The 17,014-nt window shown below is 37.6% G+C and carries 16 protein-coding genes, 2 pseudogenes and 1 other annotated feature; of the genes and pseudogenes, 2 read left to right on the top strand and 16 right to left on the bottom strand.

The genetic code is table 11. The features are described from left to right. Positions 1 to 95 precede the first annotated feature (95 nt). The 3 genes from BQ7352_RS07670 to BQ7352_RS07660 all read right to left on the bottom strand — a co-directional run bounded on the left by BQ7352_RS07670 (position 96) and on the right by BQ7352_RS07660 (position 3,557). A complete protein-coding gene (locus BQ7352_RS07670) occupies positions 96 to 1,031 on the bottom strand; it encodes a sensor histidine kinase (RefSeq protein WP_072448356.1) in 936 nt (311 codons plus the stop codon). After that, positions 1,028 to 1,699 carry a response regulator transcription factor gene (locus tag BQ7352_RS07665; RefSeq protein WP_072448674.1) on the bottom strand — a complete coding sequence of 224 codons (672 nt, stop codon included), beginning with the start codon at positions 1,697 to 1,699 and terminating at the stop codon, positions 1,028 to 1,030. The genes BQ7352_RS07670 and BQ7352_RS07665 overlap by 4 nt, the downstream gene beginning before the upstream one ends. Before the next feature lie 193 nt (positions 1,700 to 1,892). After that, entirely contained in the window at positions 1,893 to 3,557 is a 1,665-nt protein-coding gene (locus BQ7352_RS07660) for a glycoside hydrolase family 13 protein (RefSeq protein ID WP_072448354.1), read from the bottom strand. A 134-nt stretch (positions 3,558 to 3,691) separates the two neighbouring features. Between BQ7352_RS07660 and BQ7352_RS07655 the strand changes: the two genes are divergently transcribed. Further along, positions 3,692 to 4,606, top strand: coding sequence for an AraC family transcriptional regulator (locus tag BQ7352_RS07655; protein ID WP_040351202.1), 915 nt, complete (start codon positions 3,692 to 3,694; stop codon positions 4,604 to 4,606). On the opposite strand, the gene BQ7352_RS07650 is transcribed toward BQ7352_RS07655, so the two are convergent. The 4 genes and pseudogenes from BQ7352_RS07650 to BQ7352_RS15010 all read right to left on the bottom strand — a co-directional run. Beyond that, the gene (locus tag BQ7352_RS07650; protein WP_242948552.1) at positions 4,580 to 5,422 is read right to left on the bottom strand and encodes an ABC transporter permease; all 843 of its coding nucleotides are present in this window, start codon (positions 5,420 to 5,422) and stop codon (positions 4,580 to 4,582) included. The two genes, BQ7352_RS07655 and BQ7352_RS07650, sit on opposite strands and share 27 nt — an antisense overlap. Continuing rightward, positions 5,422 to 5,748, bottom strand: a pseudogene (locus tag BQ7352_RS14430) (S-adenosylmethionine synthetase N-terminal domain-containing protein); the annotation flags it as partial. The gene BQ7352_RS07650 and the pseudogene BQ7352_RS14430, both read right to left, overlap by 1 nt. An 86-nt stretch (positions 5,749 to 5,834) precedes the next feature. Then, complete coding sequence (locus BQ7352_RS07640) at positions 5,835 to 6,776, bottom strand: Abi family protein (protein WP_072448350.1); 942 nt, start codon at positions 6,774 to 6,776, stop codon at positions 5,835 to 5,837. Between the two features lie 207 nt (positions 6,777 to 6,983). Continuing rightward, positions 6,984 to 7,103: pseudogene (locus BQ7352_RS15010) on the bottom strand (UPF0175 family protein); the annotation flags it as partial. On the opposite strand from BQ7352_RS15010, the gene BQ7352_RS15235 reads away from it, so the two are divergent. Then, entirely contained in the window at positions 7,053 to 7,271 is a 219-nt protein-coding gene (locus BQ7352_RS15235) for a helix-turn-helix domain-containing protein (protein ID WP_442855666.1), read from the top strand. The pseudogene BQ7352_RS15010 and the gene BQ7352_RS15235 sit on opposite strands and share 51 nt — an antisense overlap. A gap of 552 nt (positions 7,272 to 7,823) precedes the next feature. Here the strand turns inward: BQ7352_RS15235 and prfA are convergent. From prfA to BQ7352_RS07585, 9 genes are all read right to left on the bottom strand, one after another. Next, positions 7,824 to 8,900 carry a peptide chain release factor 1 gene (prfA, locus tag BQ7352_RS07630; protein ID WP_072448347.1) on the bottom strand — a complete coding sequence of 359 codons (1,077 nt, stop codon included), beginning with the start codon at positions 8,898 to 8,900 and terminating at the stop codon, positions 7,824 to 7,826. Then, positions 8,893 to 9,750: a peptide chain release factor N(5)-glutamine methyltransferase gene (prmC, locus tag BQ7352_RS07625; protein ID WP_072448345.1), complete on the bottom strand. Its 858-nt coding sequence runs from the start codon at positions 9,748 to 9,750 to the stop codon at positions 8,893 to 8,895. The genes prfA and prmC overlap by 8 nt, the downstream gene beginning before the upstream one ends. Then, positions 9,750 to 10,727 (bottom strand): DUF1385 domain-containing protein, encoded by a 978-nt coding sequence (locus BQ7352_RS07620; RefSeq protein WP_072448343.1) that lies wholly within the window; start codon positions 10,725 to 10,727, stop codon positions 9,750 to 9,752. The genes prmC and BQ7352_RS07620 overlap by 1 nt, the downstream gene beginning before the upstream one ends. Positions 10,728 to 10,785: 58 nt before the next feature. Further along, positions 10,786 to 10,989, bottom strand: coding sequence for a 50S ribosomal protein L31 (rpmE, locus tag BQ7352_RS07615; protein ID WP_003022634.1), 204 nt, complete (start codon positions 10,987 to 10,989; stop codon positions 10,786 to 10,788). 126 nt (positions 10,990 to 11,115) lie between these two features. Beyond that, positions 11,116 to 12,471, bottom strand: a complete 1,356-nt coding sequence (gene rho, locus BQ7352_RS07610; protein WP_072448341.1) for a transcription termination factor Rho — start codon at positions 12,469 to 12,471, stop codon at positions 11,116 to 11,118. Between the two features lie 222 nt (positions 12,472 to 12,693). Continuing rightward, positions 12,694 to 13,011, bottom strand: coding sequence for a DUF1540 domain-containing protein (locus BQ7352_RS07605; RefSeq protein ID WP_072448339.1), 318 nt, complete (start codon positions 13,009 to 13,011; stop codon positions 12,694 to 12,696). A 63-nt stretch (positions 13,012 to 13,074) separates the two neighbouring features. After that, positions 13,075 to 15,051, bottom strand: coding sequence for a threonine--tRNA ligase (gene thrS, locus BQ7352_RS07600; protein WP_072448337.1), 1,977 nt, complete (start codon positions 15,049 to 15,051; stop codon positions 13,075 to 13,077). Between the two features lie 84 nt (positions 15,052 to 15,135). Next, positions 15,136 to 15,352: a binding site (T-box leader), on the bottom strand. 50 nt (positions 15,353 to 15,402) lie between these two features. Next, complete coding sequence (locus BQ7352_RS07590; RefSeq protein WP_072448332.1) at positions 15,403 to 16,155, bottom strand: YdcF family protein; 753 nt, start codon at positions 16,153 to 16,155, stop codon at positions 15,403 to 15,405. Between the two features lie 302 nt (positions 16,156 to 16,457). Beyond that, positions 16,458 to 16,961 carry an SEC-C metal-binding domain-containing protein gene (locus BQ7352_RS07585; RefSeq protein ID WP_009246493.1) on the bottom strand — a complete coding sequence of 168 codons (504 nt, stop codon included), beginning with the start codon at positions 16,959 to 16,961 and terminating at the stop codon, positions 16,458 to 16,460. Positions 16,962 to 17,014 lie beyond the last annotated feature (53 nt).

Raw genomic sequence — 17,014 nt, 5'->3', positions numbered from 1 at the left:
CTAATCTGTATCTTTATTTTAGCAAAGAGGTTTCAAAAAATCCTTTCATTTATCCAACAGTTTTCTTTCCAATCTAACATTTCTGTAACATACGGCTACATCATAAAATGTTCTGCCATATCGCAAAATCCCAGTTCAAAACAGCTTCCTCTTTCTTGTGTCGGTACTGCTTTTAAAGAAAGGTTCAGCATTTTTCCTATTTTTCCTGCAAAATAAAGTCCCATTCCCGTTGAATGATAATCCCCTTTTCTCAAATTCTTTCCTACATATCCCTTATCAAAAATGTAAGGTAAGTCCTCCTTAGAAATTCCAATTCCATTGTCTTCGACCTTTAAACACATCTGATTTTCTCCCTGTTTTTCACAGGAAAATACAAGTTTGGGATTAACGCTTCTGTACTTGATGGCATTGGCTATAAATTGGTCTAAAAGATAAATAAGCCACCTTCTATCACTGTATACCCACACATCTTTTATCTCTAAAATTATTTCAAAACCATACTGAATGAGAAAATAAGATTGATTTTTTACTGCTTCTTTTACTGCTTCTTCCAGAGAAATTCTCTCCATACATATATCATTTTCAGGTCTTTGCAGTTTACTTCCCATAAGCACGGTATGAAGCAAATTTTCCGTACGCACAATACAGTCCTGCATTTCTTTTTTTAAAGAAAAATCCTGATTTCTTCCATTCATGAGGCGCAAAGCAGCAAGAGGAAGCTTTATTTCATGGGTCCATTTGGTAACATAATCCGACAGATTTTCCAGTTTTTCTTTACATTCCAAAAACTCTTTATTCGTATATGCAAGAAGTTCCTTCTGTTCCTCTTCCTGTTGTTTCTTCTTTTTCCATTGACTATAATCCAAGAACAAAAGAACCATACCAAAAACAGCAAGCAGCACATTCAAATACAAAACATCCTGTCTATAAAGAGACGTGGCACAGAGCTGTGTCAGGTATATATTCAAAAAGGCCGCAAATCCCACTTCTGTAATCGGTACCGCCCATCTTTCTTTTAAATATTTCCTCATTGCAAATAATACCCTTTCCCTTTTCTGGTATAAATACAGGAACTTCCTCCTGTCGCAGTACAAATTTTACTCCGAAGCCGTGATACCAGCACCGTTAAAGAAACGTCTGTCACATATTCATCTGTATTCCACAATCCCTGCATTAACGTCTCTCTATCCACTACCTGCCCTTTATAATCTGCCAAAATACCCATAATTCTGTTCTCAGATTTCGTCATTTCTATAGGTTGATTTTTGTAAAGTAAAATCCCCTGTCCACGGTCATAAACAAGTCCGGACTCCAGATATTCCCTGTCACTTTGAGTATACTCATAACTTCGTCTTAAAAGAGAACGGATTTTCACCAGCAAAAGCTCCGCATCAAAAGGCTTTTCCACATAATCATCTCCACCGGAAACCATTGCCATAACCTTATCTGCATTCTGGTCTCTGCTGGATAAAAATAATATGGGAACTTTTGATACACTTCTAATCTTCTGGCACCAGTAAAACCCATCATAAAAAGGCAGATTAATATCCATAAGAACTAAATCACAATGACTGCTTTCACACTGCTTATCTACATCTGAAAAATCTTCCAGATACTCGCCCTCAAAACCCCAACGTTTGCAGAGACGCAAAATTTCCTCTGCTAATACAAAATCGTCTTCCACAATTAAAATTTTCATATTCATCACCTGGTTTTATCTTACACTTCTTTCCTCCATTTGCACAGCCCTAACAGCTAATGTTGCAAAAATGTTAGTTTGGCAGTAAAGAGTGAAAATAAAATTTTCCAAAAAACAATAAGGCTGTCGCTTTAAACATTATCCCAAAACATTTAATGCGACAACCTCATTTATCTCATGCAGAAGTTATTTTTTAATTTTCTATCAGTACAACTCTTGCTTCGTAAGGTTTCAATATTCCTGTCTCATGGTTTTTGTAGTTGGAAATCATTTCTTTACCGCCTGCTGCTCCCTCAAACAAAGTACACGGTACTTTTTTATCACTGAAATTACAAGCTACAATTAAAGTCTGATTTCCCAGTTTTCTCTGGTATGCGTAAATATTTTCATCGTCTTCCAGAAGGCCTTCAAAAATACCGTCTATAATAATTTCATATTCCTTACGCATCTGGATTAATTTCTGATAATAATAGAACACGCTGTCTTTATCTTCCAAAGCCGCCTTTGCATTAATCTGTAAATAATTAGGATTTACTTTAATCCATGGTGTGCCTGTGGTAAATCCTGCATTTTCACTATCGTCCCACTGCATAGGAGTTCTGGCATTATCACGGCTGATTGCCTTTAAAGCGCTCATCATTTCTTCCTCTGTAAGAAGACCATTTTCTGTCAGCTCTTCAAAAGCATGAATACTTTCAATGTCACGATAATCTTCCAGTTTGTTAAAATAAGCATTTGTCATACCAATTTCTTCACCCTGATAAATATAAGGTGTTCCCTTCATCAAATGAAGACAGGTTGCCAGCATTTTAGCTGAAAGTTCACGATACATTGGTCCGTCATTTCCAAAGCGAGACACAGCTCTTGGCTGGTCGTGGTTATCCCAATAAAGACTGTTCCATGCTTTTCCCTCCAACTCTGTCTGCCATTTATTCAATATTTTTCTCAAATCTCTGAGTTTAAATCTCTCGTCTGTCCATTTTCCATTCTTTCCAGATGTAATGTCTGTATGTTCAAACTGGAATACCATGTTTAGCTCAGTTCCGTCTAAATTAGCATATTTTTTTGCTTCTTCTACAGTAACGCCAGACGCTTCACCAACCGTAATCAAATCATACTTAGAAAGCACTTTTTGGTTCATTTCCTGTAAATACTCATGAACATGAGGACCATTGCAGACAAAAGGGCCAAAATCACCATATAAGCCATTATGAGAAACTCCGTCAGGATAGGCAGGATCTTTAGAAATCATGCTGATAACGTCCATACGAAATCCATCTACACCTTTCTCACACCACCATGTCATCATATCAAAAACTTCTTTTCTGACTTTTTCATTTTCCCAGTTTAAATCAGGCTGTTTCTTAGAAAAGCAATGTAAATAGTACATTTCTGTTTCCTTATCATATTCCCATGCAGAACCGCCAAAACATGCTCCCCAGTTATTTGGCTCTTTCCCATCTTTTCCTTCTTTCCAGATGTAGTAATCACGATAAGGATTATCTTTTGACTTTCTGCTTTCTACAAACCACGGATGTTCATCAGAAGTATGGTTCACTACCAAATCCATAACCAGCTTTATTCCTCTTTTATGCATCTCTGAAAGCATTTCATCAAAATCTTCCATTGTTCCAAAATCTTCCATAATTGCCTGATAATCGGAAATATCATATCCATTATCATCATTAGGAGACTGATAAACAGGAGACAGCCAGATAACATCTACGCCCAGTTCCTTTAAATAATCGAGATGTTGAGTAATTCCCTTAATATCTCCAATTCCGTCTCCATTGCTATCTGCAAAACTCCTTGGATAAATTTGATAAATTACACTATTTTTCCACCATGTTTTATTCATAGTATGTACCTCACAGTTCTTTTTCGTTACTTTCAGTATAAAAAAACTCTTTCTTAAATTCTTGCAATATGTTACTCTTTATTTGTACTATATTCACTTTTATTTATGTAATTACAAGAAAGGGCGAAATTATTATGTATAAAATTAACATTCAGGAAGAAAATCCACACGGAACACCTTACTTTCCTTTCCAGGCTCTGTCTCAGGAAGATTTTTGCGGACAATACTTCGCCCCTTACCACTGGCATGAAGAAACAGAATTTATATATATCACCAAAGGAAGCCTGATGCTTCGCACAGAAACCAACTCTCAGCTTTTAACAGAGGGAAATGTATATTTTATCAATCCCGGTATGGTTCATGGAATTTTCGGTCATAGTGAAGTTTCCCACCATTATGCTCTTTTATTTCCCATGTCCTTTTTAAGTTTTTCTCAATATGATATTTGTCAAAATGAGCTTCTTACTCCTTTACTGTCAAAAAAACTGCTGTTTCCTGAAGGAAGTTCTCTCTCTTTGGAAATCAGCCTGCAAATTGGTTCTTTGATATCAAAGGCAGCCAGACTCTATTTAGAAGACACCTCTGCCAATACTGCACTTTCCATAAAAATTATACTCTTGCAGATATTGGAAATTCTATTTCAGGAACACGCCTTTTCTTCTGCCCAAAAGCATGAAGCTGAAAAAGATTTTGAAAATCATTCTTTAAAATCTGTGTTTTCCTATATAGAAAAGCATTATATGGAGCCTGTAACACTGGAAGCTCTTGCAGAATGTATTCCTCTGAATAAAAATTATTTCTGCAAATTTTTCAAAGAAAAAGTAGGCAAAACACCATTTGCCTACTTAAATGAATATCGTATTAATCAAGCTGCTGCTCAGCTTCTAAAAACTACTGCACCTATTACGGAAGTTGCACTCAATAATGGATACGAAAACATCAGTTATTTTGTACGTCAATTTAAGCACTATAAACATTGTACACCTTCTGACTTCCGTACTTCTGCAAAATTCCAGAGTAACTTAATATCGAATTCTGTCAATCAGTGACTCCTTTTTCACATTTCTGCTGAGCATAAAGGACAAGCCAATCTGAAGAACTGCCAAAATGAAAATCATTACTAAAATTTCCACACTAGGGAAGTGATAAACATCAAATCCTGTTAATCCTGCTTTCTTACCATACAGGAAAAGTCCGTATCCTGCCGGAATTCCCACTGCCTGCAGCACACCCAACTCTCTCTTTCTTGTAATGACATTTAAAATCATGGTGTTTGCCATATTCATAAAAGTAATCATTCCGATTAACAGCAGGAAGCTGTAACCCATGGTTTTCATTATTGCCATCATTGAGTCGAGAGACTCCACTTCCCCTTCAAAGCTACTTAATTCATAATGGTCTTTGTTTTCCAAAAGCTCTTTTATGGCGGCTTCTACATTTTTACGCTCTGATTTCTTGCAATCTACCCAGATTGTTCCGATGTTTTCCTCTGCATCAGCAAATCCAAGATTTTTATAAGTATCTTCTGTAATTCCCCAATCACCGTTTATTGAACCGAAAGCTCCCTGCAATTCTCCTTGATAAGAAATTTCTCCCTGCTTTCCTCCTAACTGAAAGGAAACAGTATCTCCGATTTCATATCCGGTATCTGCAATAAAGTGTGACCAACCATGAAAAATTGCATTGTTTTTTGATGCTCTGTCATAATCTACTGTCCCTAATACGCCTGATCCTTTCCTTTCTTTTTCAAAAAGCTTACGGTCTAAAACAGCAATAGAATGAAGTTCTCCCTTTTCGTCATAAGCATATAATTGCTTCCCGATTTTCACTTCTGTTACACCGTCAATGGCTTTTAAATCCTTCACAAGCCTTCTCGTTTCTCTTTGGAATTTTCCTCTGCCTCTGCAATATCCGGACTCTGCTGATGGACAAAGGTATCCATATGAATTTCCTTACTGGAAACTCCCACCTCGGACAATACTTTTCTTACCACCCCAAACACATCCGGTTCATAGGTACTGGTGATTTCTCCTGCCACAATGATATTCCCTTTTGTAGCAAGTACCTCGCAGGCTACTCTGGAATTTTCATCATTCTTCAGACACACATCCAAGATTGTATCTGCGATCTGGTCGCACAATTTGTCCGGATGTCCTTCTGTTACTGCTTCTGCTGTATAAAATTTTCTCATATGAATTTCCTCTCTTTCATGCAAAAAAGGCAGGATACCTGCCTTTTTATGGGAACATATCCTGCCTGATGTTCATATCTTCTTTATTATTTTAACTCTGTTTTCGTAAATTTTTTTATTCTTCCGATTTTCTCCCATTTCGTTGGAAATCCCATTTTCCCCAAGACTTCTTTATGTACTGGATGTTTTCGGAAGCACACTTTTAATTCATGGAAAAGCGTTTTAAACTCGTCTTCCGGCAATAAAAGTTTCAAGATAATCAACTGTGCGAACAAGTCATTTTTTCCATACACATATCGTCCATACTCTCTTGGTAGGGAAAGTCTTTCATGAATTTTCATATCACATAAAGCATCCTTGGTACGAAAGTCAAACAGACGATCATTATGAGCACACACATTTCTGAACTTTGTCATAACTGCTAACATTTTGATCATCTCATTGATCTTAATCGGTCCAAAATCCTGACAAACCTGTATCTGTACCCGGCCTTTCTGGCAGCTATATATTTTCGATAACTGTCCAATTGTTAATACATTAAACAGCACCCACAATGGTACATACTTATATTTTTTCATATAATGACGGATGTACACATAGTCACTATCGTTTCTAAGCTGGCCTTTCATGATTTTCAACATATTTTGAATCACTATCTTTTTCTTGCCTGAATAATCATAATGGTTAATGTCCAGATAATCATCCTGCATATCACCATATGTAAGGCAAAAATGATACGATAAGGAAGACTTGATATTCCTCTCCACCATTAAAATATACTTTATGAAAATACTTCGCAAATCATTGTCAAATTGATACAGTTCATAAATATCTTCAAAAGTAATACCATCTTGAAATTGGTTCGTTACTGGATTCTTATATGCCTCTTTATATCCATTGATCAACGGGAAATATCCTGTTTTAAACAATATCTTTTTAGCATATTCTTCATCCTGTATTTCCAGATTCTTTTCCTCTTTTAAAAAGGCAATCTGCTCATCATATGTTAAAAATCCTTTTTTCTTCATTTTCCCGCCGCCTTTGTACTTCCCTGAAAATAACGAAAGGCCCCCGCAGGAGCCTTCCGGACTACGGGCTTCTCAAGTTTCCGTAGTGCGATCACTAGGTACAGTATATCCTCAACAAACTCCTTTGTCAAGGACAAATCATACCTGTTTTATTCTATGTGCATCCCTCATTTTTTATGTATCTGTCAGCATTTTAGATTTTTTCTATACCCCATATTGCTTATAAAATCCTAATGCAGTTACACTTTTTGCAAAGTCTGTTGCTTGTTCTATCGTTTGCTTTGTATCGTACAATACTTCTTTGGATATCTCGATAACAACTTGCATCTTCTTCCCCCTTTCACATTTATTTTGTTTCATGCTGTTGTCGAAATTCTGCATTACACAGCGCAGATTAAATATCTGTCTACCTATCGTGGGCATATTAACGACGATATTCAAGGCCGTTTGAAAGCACAGCTTATCAAAGCTATCCTGCAATTCCGTTTTGACTAACAAACGATATTTTTATATTGCCGTTTCCGTTCCATTCCTTTCCATTCCGGCGGCTCTGCCGCTTTGTCTTGACCAAAGGAAAGGGGTTAGGGAAAGGATAGGAAGGGAATGGGTATTTGATTAAATCCGTATTTGGTATTTCTTTAGTTATTTATATTTTTATTTAATTGCGTTGGATTTTCCGATGTCGGATAACCTGGTATCGGATAATCCAATATCGGATAATCCAACAACGGAAGTTATGCAATATTCAAAAACGGTCTAATCCACCCGCTTTATAAAACTGCTGATTTGGGGATAGATATGTTACGCAGTAGAGGGTAAAAAACGCTTGATTTATGCGGCTTGCAGAATGTGTAAAACGCTTAGACGATATTTTATACTTCCTACCCTCAAAAATGACGTTCTATTGCGTAACAAAGTGAAGATAGAAAAACAGAGAGCCGACCACCATTGAAAGTGATTAGCCCTCTGTTTCTGTTTGCACCCTGTCTGTCAGCGTTAGTGATAAGTTGTTGTGAATACTTCCTTATCAGCGTAAAACTAGGAGTTTTAGGCATCTTTTTCTAAGCCGCTTAAGCGTATAGCCTGGTCCGCCGCAATCAGGTTATCAATAATCTCCTGAATATCTCCATTCATAATACTGTCCAGCTTATGAAGTGTCAGCTTAATTCTATGGTCTGTCACACGTCCCTGCGGGAAGTTATAAGTTCTGATTTTTTCAGAACGGTCGCCTGTCCCTACCTGACTTCTTCTTGCCTCTGCTTCTGCATCATGACGTTTCTGAAGCTCCATATCATACAAACGGGAACGCAGTACCTTTAAGGCTTTATCCTTATTCTTTAACTGTGATTTCTCATCCTGACAGGAAATTACAATTCCCGTAGGAATATGTGTCAGACGCACTGCGGAGTCTGTGGTATTGACACACTGACCACCATTTCCGGATGCCCTGAAAACATCAAACTTACAGTCATTTAAGTCCAGTTCAAAGTCAATTTCCTCTGCTTCCGGCATAATTGCAACAGTAATGGTAGAAGTATGAATACGTCCGCCGCTTTCTGTTTCCGGCACACGCTGTACACGATGTACACCACTTTCATATTTCAGTTTGGAATAAGCGCCCTGTCCGTTAATCATAAAGGTAACTTCCTTGAAACCGCCAATTCCGTTTTCATTTAAGCTTAACATCTCTGTTCTCCAGTTCTGAGACTCTGCATATTTTACATACATTCTGTAAATCTCAGCTGCAAACAAAGCTGCTTCATCACCGCCTGCTCCTGCACGAATTTCCACGATAACGTTTTTATCATCATTTGGGTCTTTCGGTAAAAGAAGAATTTTCAGTTCCTGTTCTAATTCTTCAATACGTTTTTTTGCATCAGAAAGCTCTTCTTTTAACATTTCGCGCATTTCTTCATCAGACTCTTCATCAAGCATCATCAAGCTGTCCTCTACGGTTTCCTTGCAGTTTTTATACTCTGTATAAGCATCTGCAATAGGCTGAAGCTCGCTCTGCTCTTTCATAAGCTTCTGAAATCTTGTTGTATCGTTTGCCACTGTAGGCTCATTTAACTCATTTAAAATTTCTTCAAGGCGGACTAAGATGTCCTCTAATTTATCAAACATGTTGTTCCTCCTTCTTAATTCTTCCTGTGACTACTCTGTCAAGTCCTGCCAAATCCTGCAAAACCTGAACTTCCTTGTATCCATTCTCTTTCATAAATCCTGATACTGCTTCTCCCTGATTGTAACCGATTTCAAAAGCCAATATCCCATTGTTGTTCAGATATTCTCCTGCCTGCGCTGTAATTTTCCTGTAAAAAAACAGACCATCTTCTGTTCCATCCAGCGCCATGCGGGGTTCATACAACTTTACTTCATCCATCAGACCTTCAATAACAGAAGTCTCAATATACGGCGGATTTGAAACGATTATATCATAACTTCCAGACACTTTGTCAAATAAATTGCTCTGTATCCAGGAAACTTCTATCCCCAGTTCCCTGCCATTTCGCTGTGCTACCTCAAGAGCTTTTTCAGACAAATCTACCCCTGTTCCTGACGCCTGCTTTAAATTTGACAACAATGCTAATAAAATACAGCCGCTTCCCGTACACATATCCAGAAGCTTCAGATTTTCTTTTCCTTTTGATAAATTCAGAACCTGTTCTACCAGAATTTCTGTATCCTGTCTGGGAATTAGTACATTTTCATTTACAAAAAACTTCATTCCGTAGAAATAAGCTTCTTTTGTAAGCTGCTGCAGAGGAATATGTTTTCCCCGCTGTTCAATCAGTATTTGATATTTTTCTATACAATCCTGACTGATTTCTTCGTTTTCATGTACAAAATACCAGCTTCTGGATATCCCAGATACATGTTCTAAAAGAAGCCATGCATCAAGTTGTGCATCTTCTATTTCACATCCCAGAAGTTTCTTTTTCCCATACTCTAAAACATCCTTGTATGTTTTCATCAACATTCCCCGTCTATCTTTACATTTGGAAAATTCTCTTTCAGATACGCTTTCCAGTCAAACACTGCTTCAACTGCTTCAATTGCTACTTCTGCCATATCTGGTGTAGGTTCTTTTGTTGTAAGCTTTTGAAGTCCCATTCCCGGCTTTGAGAAAAATGCTACTACTGCATTATCACTGTTTCCCGCTAGACGAATAACTTCATAGGATATTCCTGCAATTACAGGAACTAACAATATTCGCACCAGCACGCGAAGCCACATGGTTTTTACCGGAACTACCGCGAAAAATCCCAAAAAGAAAATAATACTGATAATGATTACAAAAAATAAAAAGCTGGTTCCACATCTTTTATGAAATCTTGAGCTTTTCATAACATTTTCTACAGTTAAGGGAAGACCATGCTCTACACAGTTAATACATTTATGCTCTGCACCATGATACATAAATACTCTTTGAATATCCTGCATTTTCGAAATCAGCAGCATGTAAGATAAAAATAGGATAATTCGTACAGCTGCTTCTGCCAGTGTTATCCCCGTTTCAGAAACGCCTACGTTTCTGAGAAGACTTGCCAACAGATAAGGTAAAACGATAAATAATCCAACAGACAGCACCACCGACAAAATAACTGTTCCTGTCATCATTGCTTTATCTGCTTTCTCTTTCCTGGCCAGCTCTTTTTCCTTTTCCTCGCCTTCTAACTGCTCTCTCTTCTTTAAATCTTCCTCATCTTCAAAAAAAGTGGCAGAATACATCAGGCACTTTGTTCCTACCACCAGAGAGTCGATAAAGTTAAAGACGCCTCGCAGAATAGGAAGCTTCTGAAGGCTCTTGCATTTCACAACGCTTTTATAATCTTCAACCTTTACTTCTATTTCTTTATCCGGCTTTCTGACTGCAACAGAGTATACATCCTTATGGCGCATCATAATTCCTTCCATTACAGCCTGTCCGCCAATATTTGATGATTTCATGTTTTCCTCCAAACACAATAAGAGGCTGAAGTTGTAAAACCTCAGCCTCTCCTACCTCTTATTTATTCATGCCGTATTTCTTATTAAATTTATCAATACGTCCACGAGCCTGTGCAGCTTTCTGCTGTCCTGTATAGAAAGGATGACATTTAGAGCAAACTTCCACGCGGAGCTCAGACTTTGTAGAACCTGTCTTAAATGTATTTCCACAGTTGCATGTTACTGTACATTCCTGATAATTTGGATGGATTCCTTCTCTCATTTTATTCACCTCTTATATATTTTTATTATTTATATTGTTTTATTGCGTTTTCAAATTCAAACAGCTTTTGCAGTATACCATATTCTCATAATAATTGCAAGTGTTATTCCCTAAAACCTCTATTCTTTATGAAAGAATTCTCTGTTTCTTAATCGTCTGAACAAATTCTGCGTTATCTTTTGTTCTTGCAAACATATTTAAGATATTCTCTGTGGCTTCTTCGCTCTTCATTCCATTTAATGCTTTACGCATAATATCCACTGCTTCCTGTTCTTCAGGACTTAAAAGCAAATCTTCTCGTCTTGTCCCGGATTTAGCAATATCTATCGCCGGGAAGACTCTCTTTTCCTGAAGTTTTCTATCCAGAACCAATTCCATGTTGCCGGTTCCTTTAAATTCTTCATATACAACATCATCCATCTTGCTTCCTGTATCTACAAGAGCTGTTGCAAGAATAGTAAGACTTCCGCCCTCTCTCATATTTCTGGCTGCGCCAAAAAATCTCTTTGGCATGTGCAGAGCTGCCGGATCGAGACCACCGGACAAAGTACGTCCACTTGGTGGAACGGTAAGGTTATACGCCCTTGCAAGTCTGGTAATACTGTCTATAAAAATCGTAACATCCTTTTTATGTTCTACCAGACGTTTTGCTCTTTCAATGGTCATCTCAGAAACACGCTTATGATGCTCCGGAAGTTCATCAAAGGTTGAATAGATAATCTCCACGTTTTTCCCCTGAATTGCCTCTTTGATGTCCGTAACTTCCTCCGGACGTTCATCAATCAGAAGAATAATCAAATGCATTTCCGGATTATTCTTTAAAATAGATTTTGCTGCATCTTTTAAAAGAGTTGTTTTACCCGCTTTCGGCGGAGATACAATCATTCCTCTCTGACCTTTACCGATAGGACTCACCAAATCTGTAATACGCATAGCCATGCTTCCACCCGGACGTTCTAAATGCAGACGCTTATTTGGAAAAATTGGTGTCATATCTTCAAAATTCATACGATGCATTTCATTTGCCTTTATATCATTAATATAAGTAACATATAAAAGAGCTGAAAATTTCTCATTCTGACTTTTAACTCTGGTATTTCCTTTTAAAATATCTCCTGTTTTCAGATTAAAACGACGGATTTGGGATGGAGATACATATACATCGTTTTCTCCTGGTAAATAATTATCACTTCGGATAAACCCATACCCGTCAGGCAATACTTCTAAAATTCCCTTTACAGTAATGCCACTGTCTAATTCAGACTGTTCCATCGGTGCCCTGGAACCTTTTATTTCCTCATTTTTGTTCTCTGTACCTTTTGCTTCAACCTGTTTATTTTCCACGCTTTTCTCTTTCTGATCTTCTTCCACCATACGCTCCACCAATTCACTTTTCTTTAATGTTGAAATTCCTTTTAAGCCTCTGGCTTTTGCCACTTCTTTTAATGCTCCAAGTGACAGGGATTCATATTTTTCTCTCATTCTGCATTCCTTTCCGAATTTATACCTTTTTCAATTATTGTCTAATGGAAATATTTTGTCTGAATTGACACGAGTTAACATCCTGAATTATCCTAAACCTGTATTAATACTTTAACAGCATAACACATTTTTTCTGTTTTGCAAAGTGTTTGTTGGCGAAAAAAAGTCGATACAAGATTTTTCAAATCTGTACCGACTTTAAAAAGGTTAAATCCTATACAATTATTTTACAGAAAAGCTTCCACATTCTGTATCGGAACATTTACATGCATTTCTTCCCGCAATAGTAATTTCCTCTGCATCACATCTTTCTTCTTTGTTAAAGGTACATTCACAAGCTTTACATTCTACCTGAATGTGTGGAGTTGCGCTGCCGCATCCACAGCTGTTACTTGCACTTTCTCTTCTTTCCACAAAGCTTTTACAAGATGTTCCTTCAGATTTTTTTGCAGTTCTTCCATCTACCAGAATATCACCTTTTGCACAATACTCGTCCTTATTATACATACAATTTCTAACAGTACAATTTAATAATGGCATCTTACTACCTCCTGAATTTTAATTTATCAGTGATAGTATTTTCCTTTTCTGCAATTCTATACTCTATTTTTCAATTCTGTTCCCCTGAGCATCTACTTCGATTTTACGGATTTCCTTTGTACGGATTTCCTTGCAGATTGCATCAATAAATTCAGATAATGGTTTCTGTCCCTCATCTCCTAAATAGCGGCTTCTTACAGAAACAACTTTATCCTCTTCCTCTTTTGCTCCCACAACCAGCATATAAGGAACTTTTTCAAGACGTGCTTCTCTGATTTTATAACCGATTTTTTCAGAACGATTATCCACGCTGGAACGAATTCCGTTAGCTTTTAACTGTTTCTGAACTTCATTTGCATAATCTCCGTATTTTTCAGAAATAGGAAGTACACGAACCTGTTCCGGGCACAGCCATGTTGGGAATAATCCGGCATATTTTTCAATCAGCCATGCCAGTGTTCTTTCATAGCATCCCATTGCAGTTCTGTGGATAATACATGGGCGTTTCTTATCACCGTTTTCATCAATGTAATACATATCAAACTGCTCTGCCAAAAGTGCATCCCACTGAATGGTAATCATAGTATCTTCTTTTCCATATACGTTCTTTGCGTTGATGTCTACCTTTGGTCCGTAGAAAGCTGCTTCTCCTACATCTTCCACAAAAGGAATACCCAGTTCTGTCAGAACGTTTCTGATGTGACCTTCTGTTTCTTCCCAAACTTCCGGCTCTCCAATATATTTTTCTTTATTTTCCGGATCCCATTTTGATAAATGGTAAGTAACATCTTCCTCTACGCCTAAGGTTTCCAGACAATGTTTTGCCAATGCAAGACAGCCTTTAAATTCTTCTACCATCTGATCCGGTCTTACAACTAAATGACCTTCTGAAATTGTAAACTGGCGAACTCTTGTAAGTCCATGCATTTCACCGGAGTCTTCGTTTCTGAATAAAGTAGAAGTTTCACCGTAACGGATAGGCAGTTCTCTGTAAGAATGCTGGTTTGCTTTGTATACATAATACTGGAATGGACAAGTCATTGGACGCAGGGCAAATACTTCTTTATCCTTTTCTTCATCTCCCAGTACAAACATACCTTCTTTATAATGATCCCAATGACCTGAAATTTTATACAAATCACTTTTTGCCATCAATGGTGTTTTTGTACGAACATAACCCCATTCATTGTCTTCCAGATCTTCAATCCATCTCTGAAGTTCTTTCAGCATAATTACACCTTTTGGCATTAAAAGAGGCAGTCCCTGTCCGATAACATCAACCGTTGTGAACAAGCCCATTTCACGTCCTAATTTATTGTGATCTCTCTTTTTCGCTTCTTCTAACTGCTCTAAATATTCGTTTAATTCATCTTTTTTGCCAAAAGCAGTACCATAAATACGGGAAAGCATTTTATTCTTTTCATCACCTCTCCAGTAAGCTCCTGAAGAAGAAATCAGTTTAAATGCTTTTACGCCTTTTGTACTCATTAAGTGAGGTCCTGCACATAAATCTACAAAATCTCCCTGAGAATAGAAGGAAATTTCTTCTCCTTCCGGTAAATCTTTAATCAGCTCTACTTTATAATCTTCGCCTTTTTCTTCCATGAATTTAATGGCTTCTTCTCTTGGCATTGTATAGCGCTCAATCTTTGCACCTTTTTTGATGATTTTCTTCATTTCTTTTTCCAGTGCATCTAATTCCTCACGGCTGAAAGACTCATGATCAAAGTCATAGTAAAATCCTGTGTCAATAGAAGGTCCAATTGCCAGTTTTGCTTCTGGATATAAATTTTTCACAGCCTCAGCCAATACATGAGATGCTGTATGACGAAGAGCTGCCAGACCTTTTTCATCATTTGCTGTTAAAATATTCAGCTCACAGTCTTCTGACACCTGTGTTCTTAAATCCACTACTTCTCCGTTTACTTCACCTGCACAGGCTGCTCTTGCGAGACCTTCACTGATATCCAGTGCAATTTCGTATACAGACTTGCTTTCAGCGTACTCTTTTTTTGAACCATCTTTTAATGTAACAATCATTTCTATTCTCCTCTCTTTCTTTTTGCAGGAAAGGAGTGATAAAATGTATAAAAAAACTCCGTCCCCTGCTGCCTGTTTCTGACTGCAAGGGACGGATTATTCTCACAATTATCCGCGGTTCCACCCTTTTTGTTAAAAGCGAATGCTTTACTAACCACTTCATTTGATGATAACGGAATCACCGGACCGGATTGGGGCCACTCAGAGGTAGTTTTCAAATGCTTCCGTGACAGAGTGCTTTCAGCATACACACTCCTCTCTGTGACCTTCCACATTTTACTCGTCTCGTCAACGTGTTCTCTTTCTATCCACATAATATATCCTATATCTTTTATTTGTCAACCTCTTTTTCTATAAATTCCCCTCAATCCTGTCTTTTACCACACCAAAAAATTCCCGCAGCAAGTAATTTGCCTGTAAAAATCGAGAATTCTTTGCAGGAATTCCATAAACCCTGCACTGCATTTTCTTTTGAGCAATCTTGCTGCCTCGATAGACATGAAACCCATTAGTCACAATTCCGATTTTCAGCTCTTTTAAATCTTTTTCACTGTCCTGCTGAATAATCGGTATGGTAAACGCAATATTCTGCTCTGTGTTTCTGGATTTCGCCTCCAAAAGCAGACGCCCGGACACAATTCCCTTTTTATCAAGTTCCTTTGCCATACATTGGGCTTCTGAAATTTCCTCATCCTCCCCTTTTCCTCCGGAAAGAACAGCCTTGGTTTTTTCATTTTCACGTAAATATTTCTCTGCCCTGTCAATGCGGTACTGCAAAGATTTACTGGGTATCTTTCCATTCACCTGCGCTCCCAGCACCACAATATAATTCAGATTTTTCACTTCCTTTTGATGCATGGCACTTATAATAAAATACTCCGTAAACACCAATAACAGCAAAAATCCCCCTACAAAAATTCCTGTTAAAACACTTAACCATACCGGAATTTCTATTTCAAAATAAATACAACTCCCTGCCAGAAAAAATCCGCCGCCAGTCAGCAGCCATATCAGCGGAAATTTAGAAGACAATCCCGCAATTCTCCAAATCCCCAGAAAATACAAAACACTGGCAACTCCTAAAAGAAAACAAATACCCGCCATTCTTTATGCTCCTTATATTGAAAATGTTCTGTTTTTGAATATAAAATGCCATCGCTCCTTTGACAAATAATTCGGAATATTTTCTATAGTGATATTTTGAAAGCCGTGTTTGAGTGCTTCAGCACGAATTTGGCTGAAAAAGCATCTATAAGCGGCGCAGAAAAACCAGAAAATGCCCGTATTTGCAAATGAAGCAGCTGAGTCTATATCAAATAAAATTTTTTCTTGCGTAAAAAAACAGAACCTTTTACCCTACAGCCTTCCCTGTATCTGATAAAAAATTCTGTTCTTTTATCACCTATTTATTTTCTTCCGCAGCAATGTTTATATTTCTTGCCGCTTCCGCATGGACATGGGTCGTTACGTCCGATTTTAGGACCTTTTACAACAGTACCGGATTTTTTCTGCTCTAAGTACAGTTCTTTTCTCTTTTCTTCTGAGAAAATGCTGTTCCACTGTGGAAGCTCGTATAACCAGTCTGCTTTTGCGTCTACCATGTTTTTATACAGAGTTTCTAAATCATATCCTAAATTTACCTCTGTATTTTCATCCATTTCTTCGATTGGGTTCTGAATTTTCAAGCTGTCGTTAATACCGTCAAGGAAACCTACCATAGACATCAATTCTACATCGAATTTTTCTGCCAGTTCTTTTACTGTACCTTTTACAACTTCATTTGGATTGCTGAGAAGTTTTTCGTAAATTCCCTTTTCAATTAAAAAGTACTCTGTCCAGAATTTCTGCAGCTGTGCTCTGTCAGCCTGCTGAGAGTATGCCATATCTCTCCATTCCTGTAATAATGCCATGTATCTTACCTGCCTTTTGTTTTTATTTTCATATTTCACCATTTGGTTCAACA

This window comes from Blautia sp. Marseille-P3201T (genome assembly GCF_900120295.1).
Lineage (GTDB): Bacteria > Bacillota > Clostridia > Lachnospirales > Lachnospiraceae > Blautia.
The sequence above is the reverse complement of the archived record's forward strand: the minus strand, read 5'-3'. Positions and strand labels throughout refer to the sequence as shown.

What these genes read in the sequence shown, in the direction of transcription:
- BQ7352_RS07670 (WP_072448356.1), bottom strand. Translation starts at nt 1,031, where the DNA reads ATGAGGAAATATTTAAAAGAAAGATGGGCGGTACCGATTACAGAAGTG.
- BQ7352_RS07665 (WP_072448674.1), bottom strand. Translation starts at nt 1,699, where the DNA reads ATGAAAATTTTAATTGTGGAAGACGATTTTGTATTAGCAGAGGAAATT.
- BQ7352_RS07660 (WP_072448354.1), bottom strand. Translation starts at nt 3,557, where the DNA reads ATGAATAAAACATGGTGGAAAAATAGTGTAATTTATCAAATTTATCCA.
- BQ7352_RS07655 (WP_040351202.1), top strand. Translation starts at nt 3,692, where the DNA reads ATGTATAAAATTAACATTCAGGAAGAAAATCCACACGGAACACCTTAC.
- BQ7352_RS07640 (WP_072448350.1), bottom strand. Translation starts at nt 6,776, where the DNA reads ATGAAGAAAAAAGGATTTTTAACATATGATGAGCAGATTGCCTTTTTA.
- prfA (WP_072448347.1), bottom strand. Translation starts at nt 8,900, where the DNA reads ATGTTTGATAAATTAGAGGACATCTTAGTCCGCCTTGAAGAAATTTTA.
- prmC (WP_072448345.1), bottom strand. Translation starts at nt 9,750, where the DNA reads ATGAAAACATACAAGGATGTTTTAGAGTATGGGAAAAAGAAACTTCTG.
- BQ7352_RS07620 (WP_072448343.1), bottom strand. Translation starts at nt 10,727, where the DNA reads ATGAAATCATCAAATATTGGCGGACAGGCTGTAATGGAAGGAATTATG.
- rpmE (WP_003022634.1), bottom strand. Translation starts at nt 10,989, where the DNA reads ATGAGAGAAGGAATCCATCCAAATTATCAGGAATGTACAGTAACATGC.
- rho (WP_072448341.1), bottom strand. Translation starts at nt 12,471, where the DNA reads ATGAGAGAAAAATATGAATCCCTGTCACTTGGAGCATTAAAAGAAGTG.
- BQ7352_RS07605 (WP_072448339.1), bottom strand. Translation starts at nt 13,011, where the DNA reads ATGCCATTATTAAATTGTACTGTTAGAAATTGTATGTATAATAAGGAC.
- thrS (WP_072448337.1), bottom strand. Translation starts at nt 15,051, where the DNA reads ATGATTGTTACATTAAAAGATGGTTCAAAAAAAGAGTACGCTGAAAGC.
- BQ7352_RS07590 (WP_072448332.1), bottom strand. Translation starts at nt 16,155, where the DNA reads ATGGCGGGTATTTGTTTTCTTTTAGGAGTTGCCAGTGTTTTGTATTTT.
- BQ7352_RS07585 (WP_009246493.1), bottom strand. Translation starts at nt 16,961, where the DNA reads ATGGCATTATTACAGGAATGGAGAGATATGGCATACTCTCAGCAGGCT.